At 62.4% G+C, this 12116-nt stretch carries 8 protein-coding genes; 6 read left to right on the forward strand and 2 right to left on the reverse strand.

Annotated features, from left to right (window positions below; all coding sequences use genetic code 11):
• Positions 1 to 163: 163 nt before the first annotated feature.
• Positions 164 to 2194 carry an Ig-like domain-containing protein gene (locus AC0Z42_RS17245; RefSeq protein WP_485469427.1) on the reverse strand — a complete coding sequence of 677 codons (2031 nt, stop codon included), beginning with the start codon at positions 2192 to 2194 and terminating at the stop codon, positions 164 to 166.
• A gap of 179 nt (positions 2195 to 2373) precedes the next feature.
• Here AC0Z42_RS17245 and AC0Z42_RS17250 point away from each other — a divergent pair, with 179 nt between their 5' ends.
• The 4 genes from AC0Z42_RS17250 to AC0Z42_RS17265 all read left to right on the forward strand — a co-directional run bounded on the left by AC0Z42_RS17250 (position 2374) and on the right by AC0Z42_RS17265 (position 6414).
• Positions 2374 to 3624: an Hsp70 family protein gene (locus tag AC0Z42_RS17250; protein ID WP_485469428.1), complete on the forward strand. Its 1251-nt coding sequence runs from the start codon at positions 2374 to 2376 to the stop codon at positions 3622 to 3624.
• Between the two features lie 117 nt (positions 3625 to 3741).
• Positions 3742 to 4371: a 3'-5' exonuclease gene (locus AC0Z42_RS17255; RefSeq protein ID WP_485469429.1), complete on the forward strand. Its 630-nt coding sequence runs from the start codon at positions 3742 to 3744 to the stop codon at positions 4369 to 4371.
• Between the two features lie 137 nt (positions 4372 to 4508).
• The gene (locus AC0Z42_RS17260) at positions 4509 to 5888 is read left to right on the forward strand and encodes a tetratricopeptide repeat protein (protein WP_485469430.1); all 1380 of its coding nucleotides are present in this window, start codon (positions 4509 to 4511) and stop codon (positions 5886 to 5888) included.
• 64 nt (positions 5889 to 5952) lie between these two features.
• A complete protein-coding gene (locus tag AC0Z42_RS17265; RefSeq protein ID WP_485469431.1) occupies positions 5953 to 6414 on the forward strand; it encodes a DUF6386 family protein in 462 nt (153 codons plus the stop codon).
• Here the strand turns inward: AC0Z42_RS17265 and AC0Z42_RS17270 are convergent.
• Complete coding sequence (locus AC0Z42_RS17270; RefSeq protein WP_485469432.1) at positions 6411 to 8198, reverse strand: GGDEF domain-containing protein; 1788 nt, start codon at positions 8196 to 8198, stop codon at positions 6411 to 6413. The two genes, AC0Z42_RS17265 and AC0Z42_RS17270, sit on opposite strands and share 4 nt — an antisense overlap.
• Positions 8199 to 8529: 331 nt before the next feature.
• On the opposite strand from AC0Z42_RS17270, the gene AC0Z42_RS17275 reads away from it, so the two are divergent.
• Both AC0Z42_RS17275 and AC0Z42_RS17280 read left to right on the forward strand, forming a co-directional pair.
• Complete coding sequence (locus AC0Z42_RS17275; protein WP_485469433.1) at positions 8530 to 10728, forward strand: prolyl oligopeptidase family serine peptidase; 2199 nt, start codon at positions 8530 to 8532, stop codon at positions 10726 to 10728.
• A gap of 379 nt (positions 10729 to 11107) precedes the next feature.
• Entirely contained in the window at positions 11108 to 11560 is a 453-nt protein-coding gene (locus tag AC0Z42_RS17280) for a VOC family protein (protein WP_070246640.1), read from the forward strand.
• The last annotated feature ends 556 nt before the right edge of the window (positions 11561 to 12116 follow it).

The raw sequence follows: 12116 nt of genomic DNA on the forward strand, positions 1-12116 counted from the left end.
TGGCTCGCCACCGGTCTCGGGGTAGTCTTGCGGTCCTGGCGGCGCCAAACAGGGCGCAGCCAGGTCGGACGGTGAGCATAGCGCAGAAGATTGCTTCTTGGCAAGACTGTTTCTTTATCTCCCGTAAATATTACGTTGCTGGCAAGAGCATCTGCGCCATCGCCTATTGCGCACTGTCGCAAGCCTCCCTGCCGTACGGACTGGTCTGCCCAGGTGGCGGCACGCGGCGCACGCTGAAGTCGGTCGACAGGGTCGGCAAGGTCAGTTCGGTGGTCGACGCCGCCTCGGTGCCGGACACGCTGGCGCGCACGCTCAAGGCCAGCAGCACCCAGGAGCCGTAGTTGCGCGGATAGCTGATGGTGATGGTGGCCAGGCCCAGCGCATCGGTCTGGCCGCTGGCACTGACCGTCAAGGGGATGCCGGGGTCCAGCACGCCGTTGCCGTTGAGGTCATAGGCGGCGTCAAAGATGCCGTTGCGCAGCAAGTCTTCATTGGCGCAGCTGTAGCGCGGCAGCGCCAGGCGCCAGGCGCCCGTGTCGGGAAACTCCTGCTTGTCCGCTTCCCACACGTAATAGCCCTTGCCGTAGCGGCTGGGCCAGCCGGCCGCCGTAATGGCCACTCCAGGCACCGCATTGCCGGCGCTGTCGGAAACGAAGACGGCGATATCCTTTTGCAGCACGCTGGGCGAGTATTCGCGCACGTTGTTGCCGGTGCCAAACTTGATCGACAAGGCTTTTTTTGCCACCGTCAGGCGCACTTGCGCCGTGGCGGCGGCCTGGGCCGCACCATCGATGCGGGCCTGGATCAGAACGCCGTCGCGCCCGCTGTCGGCCGGGCCAGCCACATACACTGTGCTTGCCAGGCCGCTCGAGTCGGTCAAAACGCGGCCCGCCTGCCGCAGGTAGCCGCCGCTGGGGTCGCTCAGGATGGTAAATATGACCGGCGCATGCTTGACCAGGTTATTCGCGGCGCCGTCGCGCACCACGGCGCTGATGGTGGCGATATTATCGGTGGCGCCGGTGGCGTTGGCACCCAGCACGGCAGGGTCGGCCTGCACGCCGAGCTTGCTGGCCGCACTCAGCAGGGCGACAAATTCCAGCCGCGTTTGCGCCGTCGGTCCGCCGGCGACAAACGCCGTGATGGTGGCCACGCCGGCGTTGGCCGATTGCACATAGCTGCGCGGCAAGTTGCCATTGTTAAATGCCAGGCTGGACGGCAGGGTGGCGCTGCAGGCGCTGTCGGCATACAAGGCGCCGCGCGACGTCGACAGGCTGGCGCTGCCCGAGCGCGCCACGCCGCCCGATTCGTAGCGCACATCGATCGCCTGGCAGGCCATTGCCGGCACTTCCTGCAATCGTTCCGCGCCGCTGGCGTCCAGGCCCACGGCGGGCGTCAGGCGCAGCTCGCCGCCGGCCACCGTGTAGGCCTGCGACACGCTGGCGCCGAGGGCGCTGGCCGACACCGTATTATTGCCCAGGGCACCGGCGGTCAGGCGCAGCAGCAACTGGCCTTGCGCATTGCTGAGCGCCGCCGCGCCGTCCTTGACCGCCAGGCCGGTCGCGCCATTGCCGGCATAGCTGATGGCGGCGCCGCTGACGGGCTGGCGCGCCGAGTCGCGCACCGTCACCGTGTAGTCCGCCTGCTGGCCGGTGGTCAGCAAGCTGGGGCCTGCCAGCTCGACCGTGCTGCCGGTGACCGCCACCGTGCCGCCACCAGCCTGGCTGCCGACCGTGGCCGTGACCTTGATGCTGCGATTGTTCTTGTCACCGCCCGTGCCGAGCACGGCGCGCGCCTGGCCGTTCTTGTCGGTCACGGCGTCGACACTGCCGAGAATGCCCGAGTCGGCGGCAAACGCGATCTTGGCGCCAGGCAAGGCCAGGTTGGCGGCGTCCTTGACCAGCGCCGTGACGGCCACTTCGCTGCCGGCCAACCCGGCAGACGCCAGTTCGGTACTGGAAAACACCAGCCGCACGGAGCTGGCCAGGGTAGCCGGATTGGCCGGCGTGACCGGCGTGGTGACCGGTGGAATTGCCGGGTCGGGCACGGTGCCGCCGCAGCCGGCCGTGCTTTGCAACGTGCAGCCACTCGCCGGCTGGGCATCGGCGGAACCGCCGCCGCAAGCGGCCAGGCTGGCGGCCAGCAGTATCATCACGGACAGGGGCAAGGCGCTTCGGATCAATCGGCTAGTGGTCACGGCGGTCTCCAGGAACGGTCTAGTTGCTTGACATCAATTTCCTAAGAGTAGCTTTTACCGACGGGCATCCTTTGATGCAAAGCAAGCTTGCCCCGCAAGCGGGCAGCCGCGCTTATTTTTCTGGTGCAAGAGGCTGCTTTCTGGTAGCATGACGCCCCTTTATTCAGGGAAGGGTCGACATGGCCAATGCTTGCGGCGTCGATTTCGGTACGTCAAATTCCACGGTAGGCTGGGCGCGTCCCGGGCAGAGCACCATGCTCAGCCTGGAAGACGGCAAGCCTACGCTGCCGTCGGTGGTGTTCTTCAACGCGGAAGACGAAGAAGTGAGCTTTGGCCGCGCCGCCCTGGCCGGCTACCTGGCCGGCTACGAAGGCCGCCTGATGCGCTCGCTGAAAAGCCTGCTCGGCACCAGCCTGATCGATGGTCAGACGGAAGTGGGCGGCCGCGCGATTCCGTTCCGCCTGCTGCTGTCGCAATTTATCGGTGAAGTGAAAAAGCGCGCCGAGCAATCGGCTGGCCGCGAATTTACCTCGGCCGTGTTTGGCCGTCCCGTCTTCTTTATCGACGACAACGCCCAGGCCGACCAGCTGGCGCAAGATACCCTGGCCGAGGTGGCGCGTTCGGTCGGTTTCAAGGACGTGGCCTTCCAGTTCGAACCGATCGCCGCCGCGTTTGACTACGAGTCGCAAATCGACCGCGAAGAACTGGTGCTGATCGCCGACATCGGCGGTGGTACTTCCGACTTCTCGCTGGTGCGCCTGTCGCCCGAACGCGCCAAAAAGGCCGAGCGCCGCGACGACATCCTGGCTACCGGCGGCGTGCATATCGGCGGCACCGACTTCGACAAATACCTGAGCCTGTCGTCGGTAATGCCACTGCTGGGCTATGGCAGCCGCCTGAACAACAATAGCGAAGTGCCATCGAGCTATTATTTCAACCTGGCCACCTGGCATACCATCAACCTGGCCTACACCAAGAAGATCTGGGTGCAGCTGGCCGATGTGTGCCGTGATGCACGCGAGCAAGACAAGGTGAAACGCCTGCAAAAGCTGATCGACGAGCGCGCCGGCCACTGGCTGGCGATGAAGGTCGAGGAAGGCAAGATTGCGCTGTCCGACGCGCAGGAAGTGCAGCTGGAGCTGGATCGCCTGTCGCCGGCCCAAAGCCTGCTGCTCAAGCGTGCCCAGTTCGATGAAGCCATCGGCCACCTGTGCGGCAGCGTGGAAGACACCGTACTGCGTTTGCTGCGCGACGCCGGCGTGGCGCCGGAAGCGGTCGACACCGTGTTCTTTACGGGCGGATCGAGCGGCGTGCGCCTGCTGCGCGAAAAAATCGCGGCCCTGGTGCCGTCGGCGCGCAAGGTCGAAGGCGATCTGTTCGGCAGCATTGGCGCCGGTCTGGCGCTCGACGCGGTGCGCAAATTCGGTTAAAAATGCCCATGGCAGCGTTGCCGCGTCTTGCCTTACTATCGTACTGTCTGCGACGCGGCGCCTTGCCCTGAGCATTTTATTGATGTACCCACCGCCGCACCAGAGAAAGCCTGCCGCATGAACGTGTTCGAGCAACCGATCGTCATGATCGACTTTGAAACCACCGGTTTGTCGCCCGACATGGGCGACCGCATCACCGAAGTGGCGGCGCTGCGCATCGAAGGCGGGCAGATCACTGACCGCTTTGTGTCGCTGATCAACTGCAACGCGCGCATTCCGTCGTTCATCACGGGCTTGACCGGCATCACGCAGGCGATGGTGGACAAGGCGCCGCCGGTGGCCGAGGTGGTGCCGCAGTTGCTGGATTTTATCGGCAGCGATGCCTTGTCGGCCCATAACGCCAGCTTCGACGAAAAATTCCTGCGTGCCGAGAGCGCCCGGCTGGACCTGGCGCCTGCGCACCGCTCGCTGGTGTGCTCGTTGAAACTGTCGCGCCGCGTGTTTCCCGGCCTGTCCAGCTACAAGCTGGGCTTGCTGTCCGGCCAGTTGGGCATTGCCTTCAAGAGCGCCGCTCACAGGGCCGAGTCCGATGCGGAGGTCGCCGCGCAGGTGCTGATCCATATTGGCCGCCACTTGCGCAGCAATTATGGCATCGATGGCGTCGACGCCGACCTGCTGGTATCGCTCAACAAGCTGGCCGCCGCCAAGGTGCCGCAGTTCCTGCAAAAACATCCGCGCAAGCGCTGACTCAGGCGCTGACCCACGCAGCCCCCTTCAAAGCGGGCTCATCAAATCGATATAATTTTATTATTACGTTTGAGTTCGCTCAAACGTGCCGCTGCCCCCGAATTTTACAATTCACTGCATCTGCGATGGGGGCGCGCATGGACAAAAACCAACCTGCCAGGGACAGCCACCAGGCCTATATCTGGTTTCGCACGGCGGCCGAGCAAGGCAACGCCTATGCACAATTCAACCTGGGCTTGCTGTATAAAAAAGGCGAGGGCGTCCGGCAGGACGACTTGCGCGCCTTTATCTGGCTGCGCCTGGCCGCACTGCAGGGGCTGGCGTTTGCGCAAAATCACCTGGGCGCCATGTATTACCACGGCCGCGGCGTGGCGCAAAGCGACGAGGAAGCGGTGCAGTGGTTCCTGCGCGCGGCGGCCCAGGGCGACGCTTCGGCCCAGCAGAACCTGGGGCAGATGTACCGCAAGGGGCGCGGCGTGCTGCAAAGCGACGAACTGGCCCTGGCCTGGTTCTACCGTGCTTCCGAGCAGGGCGTGGCCAGTGCCCAGTCGATGCTGGGTGAAGCCTATGCCCGCGGCCTGGGGGCAAAACGCAACGACGCGCTGGCACTGGCCTGGTTCCGCAAGGCCGCGCTGCAGGGCGACGCCCAGGCCCAGCTGAACCTGGGGCTGGTCTACAAGCGCGGCCAGGGCGTGATGCAAAGCGATACCCAGGCGGTGGCCTGGTTCCGCCAGGCGGCCGCGCAAGGCCTGGCCGTGGCGCAGCGCCAGCTGGGCGTGGCCTATGCCGAAGGCGTGGGCGTGGCGCTGGACCAGTTGCGCGCCTACGCATGGCTGCTGCGCGCGGCCGAGCAGGACGATGCCGACGCCCAGTTCAACCTGGGCCTGATGCTGGCGCACGGCCAGGGCGTGGACCAGGACGAGGCACGCGCCGTGACCTGGTACCGCCGTGCCGCCCGGCAGGGCCACTGCACGGCGCAATACAATCTGGGCGGCATGCTGGCCGGCGGGCGCGGCGTGGCGCGCAACATGCGCGAGGCCGTGGCATGGTATGGCAAGGCGGCCGGCCAGGGCGCCGCGAACGCCCAGTTCAACCTGGGCGTGCTGTACGCCAATGGCCAGGGCGTACAGCAGGACCCGGCGCGCGCCGTGCGCTGGTACCGCAAGGCCGCCGACCAGGGCGACGCCAGCGCCCAGAACAATCTCGGCGTGATGTATGCGAACGGCCACGGCGTGCCGCAGGACGACGACATGGCCGTGCACTGGTATGCGCGCGCGGCCGAGCAGGGCCATGCGCTGGCCCAGTACAACCTGGGCGGCATGTACAACAGCGGGCGCGGCGTGCCGAAAGATCCGGTGCGCTCCTACATGTGGGTGGCGCTGGCGGCCGAGAGCGGCGACGCGACTGCCGGCGGCGCCGTCGCCGGCCATGCCCGCAAACTGTCGACCGACGACCTGGGCCGGGCCCGCGCGCTGACGCAGCAATGGAAGCGCAAGCGCGCACCGGCGCCCGACTGAGCGGCGTGTTTTACCTCGCCCATGCCATACTCTTTCCTGGCAAAAATATGGAAAGGGCTGCGCCATGGCAAGCGAGACCGGCGGCAACGCTGCACACACCTGTACTTTCGTCACCGACACCGCCACCATGTGCGTGTTCGACGTGGCCGGCATGCGCCACAGACTGGCCGACGACGCCGACTGGTGGAGCATCCCCAGCGCCGAACTGGCGGAAGTTAATGCGGGCCATGTGGTGTTCCTGAACCTGGGCAGCGATGGCGCGTATGCCGTCGAACTGACCGATGATCTTGCTGATCCTCAAGTGAGCGTTAACCTGAAGGTGGAGTCAGGCCGCGTGTTCATCGGCGCGGCAGAGGAAGTGACGGCCGACGGCCTGGAGCCGGAAGCAGTGTTCGGCGGCATGTTCGTGCAGCTGGCGCCTGGCAACTACCGCGTGCTGGCGCGCCGCAACGATGGCCGCATAGCGCTGGCATTCCTGCACGGTGATCGTGGCGACAACGGCTTTACCGGGCTGGTGCGGATTTAAGCAGCGTCCGGCCGTGGCGCCGGCGCCTGGCGCCGATCGAGGAACAGGCTGTTGCCGTGGATTTTCTTGGCTTGCCGCTTGGCTTCGGCCGCCTGCGTGGCAATCTGGTGGTGGGTGTAATACTGCTGCGCCGACACCTTGATCACGCCCAGCGACAGGCTGATCAACGAATAAAATACTTTTTTCCCCTGCCGGTCTTCGCTGATATAGCCGCCGCGTTCGCAGTCGTCCACGCTGTAGAAGGCCAGGATGGCGGCCGCGAAGTCGTCCAGCATGGCCTGGCAGCGCGTTTCCCAGTCTTCGCTCTGGAACAGGATCATGAAATCGTCGCCACCGATATGGCCGATGAAGTCGCGGTTCGGATCGCAATGGCTGCCGAGGATTTCGCCCGTCAGCTGTATCACGTCGTCGCCCTTGCGGTAGCCATAGACATCGTTGAAGGGCTTGAAATGGTCGAGGTCGCAATAGCAGACCCAGAAGCGCGTGGCGCTGTGCAGCAGGCGGTCGATATGCTCGTTGATCGGCACATTGCCGGGCAATTGCGTGAGCGGATTGGCGTAGCGGGCCGCATTGATCTGCATCTGCGTGATTTCGCGCATCAGGTCGTGGCCGGTGCCCATGCCCATGTAGCGACCGTGCTCGGTAATAATGAAACCGTTGTACAGATGGTGGGCGTCCGACTGCGCCATGATGTAGCTCAGTTCCTGCAAACTCGTTTCATGGTCGGCGATCAACGGCCTGGCGTCCATGAACACGCTGCACGATTTCTTGCCGTACAGTTCGCGCTGATACGGGCGGGCAAAATGGTCGATCATGTCGAAGCGGCTGATCAGGCCCAGCGGCACGCCGTCGTCCACCACCGGAATGATCATGAGCTTGGGTTCCTGCATGAAAATCTGGTAGACCTCGTTATTGTTTTTTGCGGTCGAGATCGATGACACCCGGTGCAGCAGCTTGCGGATGCTGGCGCCATTCTTTTCCAGGCTGCTGCGCTGCGGATACACGGCCACGCCGTTGCGTCCCAGCGCCTGCACCACTTCGGCCGGCAGCGCGCGCGCCGGCATGGCGTTGGGCCGGCCCAGGTGATAGCCCTGGCCGAACGCCACGCCCAGGTCGCGCAGGACCAGCAATTCAGTCTGCGCCTCGATGCCTTCGGCAATCACCAGGGTGCCCGACTTTTCGGCGATCTCCTGGATCGAGCGCACGAACTGCAGCTTCACCGGGTCATTATTGATGCCCTGGATAAAATGCATGTCGATCTTGACGTATTCCGGCCGCAGTTCCGACCATAAACGCAGGCTGGAAAAGCCTTCGCCCAGGTCATCGATGGCAATCTGGAAACCCATGTTACGGTAGTGCAGCACCGCTTCGCGCATCAGCTCGTAATCATAGGTGGGCTGGTTTTCCGTCAGCTCGATGATCACCCGTTCCGGATTGATGCCGATCTGCGCGATGTATTCCAGGGTTTCGCCGTGGCGCGCATTGCGCAGCAGCAGACATTCGGGGCTGACGTTGAGAAACAGCTTGCCCGGCAGATCCAGTTCCGCAAAGCGTTCCAGCACTACCTGCCGGCACAGATGCTCGACCTCCAGGGTCAGGCCACAGGCACGCGCCACCTTGAACAGATTCATCGGCGCATGCAGCGGACTGTCGGACGGGCCCCGTATCAATCCCTCGTAGCCGATGATATTGCCGCTGGCCATCTGGATAATCGGCTGGAACAGGGCGCTCAATTTGCGTCCGGCGAGGATCTCGTGCAGTACATCGGCGGATTCGACGGTCATGGGCAGCGGTGACGAAACCGGCGGTTTCAAATAGGCCACATTCGCTGGTAGCGCTGGGTCCGGGACGGACATGGCGGAAGAAAGGGCGAATGTGTGCATGGTGAAAGGTGGTGCTGGATTGTGGCACGGTCACCGAATGGACCATGATCATGTTGCCTATATTAAATATGTTTTATGACAGCTTGATGAAATGTCCAAATAAAAGACGGAGAAAGGCCGGCATAACTGTGCATTAAAAGCTGGGATAAGCGCTATGATTTATGTTGGCGATAGCCAACATGGGCAGCCGCAGGCCTGCTTTCTTCACATCCAACAATGAGACCATCCACCCATGCAATTACGTAGTGCAACCCTCGTATTCAGTCTGCTGGCCGCTTTCGGTGGCAATGCCCTGGCGCAAACCGCTGTACAGCAAGCCTGTGCAGCCGGCGACAGCCCGGCGGTGACCTATCCGGTGACCAAGAAAGTGGACCAGCAAGACAGCTATTTCGGCACCACCATTGCCGACCCATACCGCTGGCTGGAAGACGCCAACAGCGCCGAGACGCATGACTGGGTGGTCGAGCAGAACAAGCTGACGCAATCGTACCTGGGCACCATCCCCGAGCGCGAAGCGATCAAGCAGCGCCTGACGAAACTGTGGAACTACGAGCGTTTCACCACGCCGACCAAGCAGGGCGGCCGCTATTTCTACACGCGCAACGACGGCCTGCAGAACCAGGCCGTGCTCTATACGGTCAAGAAACTGACGGACGAGCCGCGTTTGCTGCTGGACCCGAATACCCTGTCGGCGGACGGCACGGTGGCGCTGGCCGGCACCTCGATCAGCCCGAACGGCAAGTTCCTGGCCTATGCGACGGCCGCTTCCGGTTCCGACTGGAACGAGTGGAAAGTGCGCGATATCGACACCGGCAAGGACTTGAGCGACGAGATCAAATGGGCCAAGTTCTCGGGCGCATCGTGGACCCGCGATAATACCGGTTTCTTCTACAGCCGCTACGACGCGCCGAAGGAAGCGACCAAGCTGGCCGATATCAATTACTTCCAGAAACTGTACTTCCACAAGCTGGGCACGCCGCAAAGCGCCGACGTGCTGGTGTTCGACCGTCCCGACCAGAAGGAATGGGCGTTTGGCGGCAGCAAGGTCAGCGATGACGGCAATTACCTGATCATCACGGCCACCCAGGGCACCGAGCGCAAGAACCGCATTTTCTACAAGGACTTGCGCCAGAAGAACGCCAAGGTCGTGGGCCTGCTGGAAGAATTCGACGCCTCGTATTCGTTTATCGACAATGTCGGCCAGGTGTTCTACTTTGCCACCGACAACAATGCGCCGAAGTCGCGCGTGATTGCCATCGACACGCGCAAACCGCTGCCGGCCGACTGGAAGGAAATCGTGCCGCAAAGCGAGCAGACCCTGGTGTCGGCCAATATCCTGAACAACCAGCTGGTGCTCGACTACCTGAAGGATGCGCAGACGCGGATCACCATCACCGACCTGAACGGCAAACTGGTGCGCGAAGTGGAATTGCCCGGCATCGGTTCGGCCGGCGGCTTCAGTGGCAAGCGCATGGATACGGAAACGTTTTACTCGTACACCAGCTTCACCACGCCCGCCACCATCTACCGCTACGACATGAAGACCGGCAAGAGCACCGTGTACCGCCAGCCGAAAGTCGATTTCGACCCGAACGCGTTTGACGTGCGCCAGCAGTTCTTCACCAGCCGCGACGGCACCAGGGTGCCAATGTTCATCGTCTCGAAAAAAGGCATGAAGCTCGATGGCAGCAATCCGACCTATCTGTACGGCTACGGCGGCTTCAATATTTCGCTCACGCCAGCGTTCTCGGTAGCCAACCTGGCCTGGGTCGAAATGGGCGGCGTCTACGTGATGGCCAACCTGCGCGGCGGCGGCGAATACGGTGAAGCCTGGCACCAGGCCGGTACCAAGCTGAACAAGCAAAACGTGTTCGACGACTTTATCGGCGCGGCCGAATGGCTGGTGGCCAACAAGGTCACTTCGCCGGCGAAACTGTCGATCGGCGGCGGCAGCAATGGCGGCCTGCTGGTTGGTGCCGCCATGACGCAGCGCCCGGACCTGTTCGCCGCGGCGATCCCGCAAGTGGGCGTGCTCGACATGCTGCGCTTCCACAAGTTCACCGTGGGCTGGGGCTGGGTGCCTGACTATGGCTCATCGGACGATGCCGAACAGTTCAAGGCGCTGGTGAAATATTCGCCGCTGCACAACCTGAAAACGGGCGGCTGCTACCCGGCCACCATGATCACCACCGCCGACCATGACGACCGCGTGGTGCCGGCCCACAGCTTCAAGTTCGCCGCCGCCGCCCAGGCCGCGCAAGGCGGCGCGGCACCGGTGCTGATCCGCATCGACAGCAAGGCCGGCCACGGCGCCGGCAAGCCGACCGCCAAGCAGATCGAGGAAGTGGCGGACCGCTGGGGCTTTTTGAGCAAGGCGTTGAAGATGACGCCAGCAGTGATGGCTGAGCCGGCGAAGGTGGCAGCGCAGTAAGCTTCGCTTTGAGAAGCGCGGGGGTCTTTTCTCCGCGCTTCTTTGGCTTTTAAAGACTGATCATGGCGGGCCGGAAACGCGGACCCGAGAAAATGCCGATGGCGGCGTTGCAGCTCCTCGCCGTACTAGCGTACTGTCTGCGTCGCCGCGCCTTGCCCTCGACATTTTTCAGACCCGCTTGGCCCGGGAGCCTGGGCCGGCGACTTGGGTGGTGACGTATTTCCCTAGTGCGCTGATGAAGCAAGGAAACTTCGTGGCTCGTCGCTGAACGGCAGCTACCGCCCCATAACGGTCATCTGTTAAAGTAATGGGGGAAATCCAGACTGGATTCTTAACTCTCGCATAAATCTGCGGCCTCGACTGTTAACAGGATGCACCTATGAACGACCAAACCTCTACCGTATTGCGCACCGAGCACACTGGGCTGACTGTCGCGTCGATCAATGGCGTACTTGATTTCTGGACTGAGGTCCTCGGCTTTCAACTCGTGTACCGCAAAGAGCTTGGCGGTGGGCACGCGATGGAACAAGTGGTCGGGGTGTCGGGGGCTTATTTAAGAAACGCTCTTCTAGAGGGTCCCGATGGATATAGAGTTGAGCTGATTGAGTACGATTCGCCGGAAGACCGCGTGGTTTTGAAACAACGTCCATGCGACGTCGGTTCGGCTCATTTGACGTTTGCCGTGACCGATCTTCGCGCAATGCTAAATCGCATGGCCCCTTATGGATGGACGGCAACCGGCGAACCGCAAACTGCGCCTAGCGGAACAATCATGGTCTACACCCGAGGACCTGACGGCCACACCATAGAACTTATGCAACATCCGGAGTGAACTGCCTGTCAGTGAATACTTTATCTTGGTTGCTATCTGGTAGACGTAAGACGGAGAATAACTTCGGCATCAGCTGGGCGGTGCATCATCGGTGCGATTAACAGCTCGTTTGGGCGAAAGCAGCGGCTGTACACGAACGGCGGCTTCTGGCCGGTTGCCGTCGTTGGCAGTTTCCGTCCCGTTGCAGACATTGAGCCCTATCGTCAAAAGTCGGCAAATTTTGCCCACATCATGCCTAAATACCCAAGCACAGCACCAATAAGGATTGCGAGCGCAACGCCTTCAAGCGGCCAGTGCCACAAAGCGGACAATATTAACGAGGCTATGACTCCGAATGACATCCGACCGATTGCACTGGACTTGATCTTCAAGTCGGAATCCGGATCGAAGGCGTATATCCCCCCGAGTAAGAATCCGAGACAACCGAAGGAACCTGTCCCAAGCAACGCGTGCCGCCACGATATGTCCGTCCACGGTGCTGCATATGACAACGCTGCGCAAGCGCTTATCATCGAAAAAAAGACTGCCAGGATAATTGCTTTACGCAATGTGGTCA

The organism is Janthinobacterium sp. 1L-D-8-B-C4, assembly GCF_057291295.1.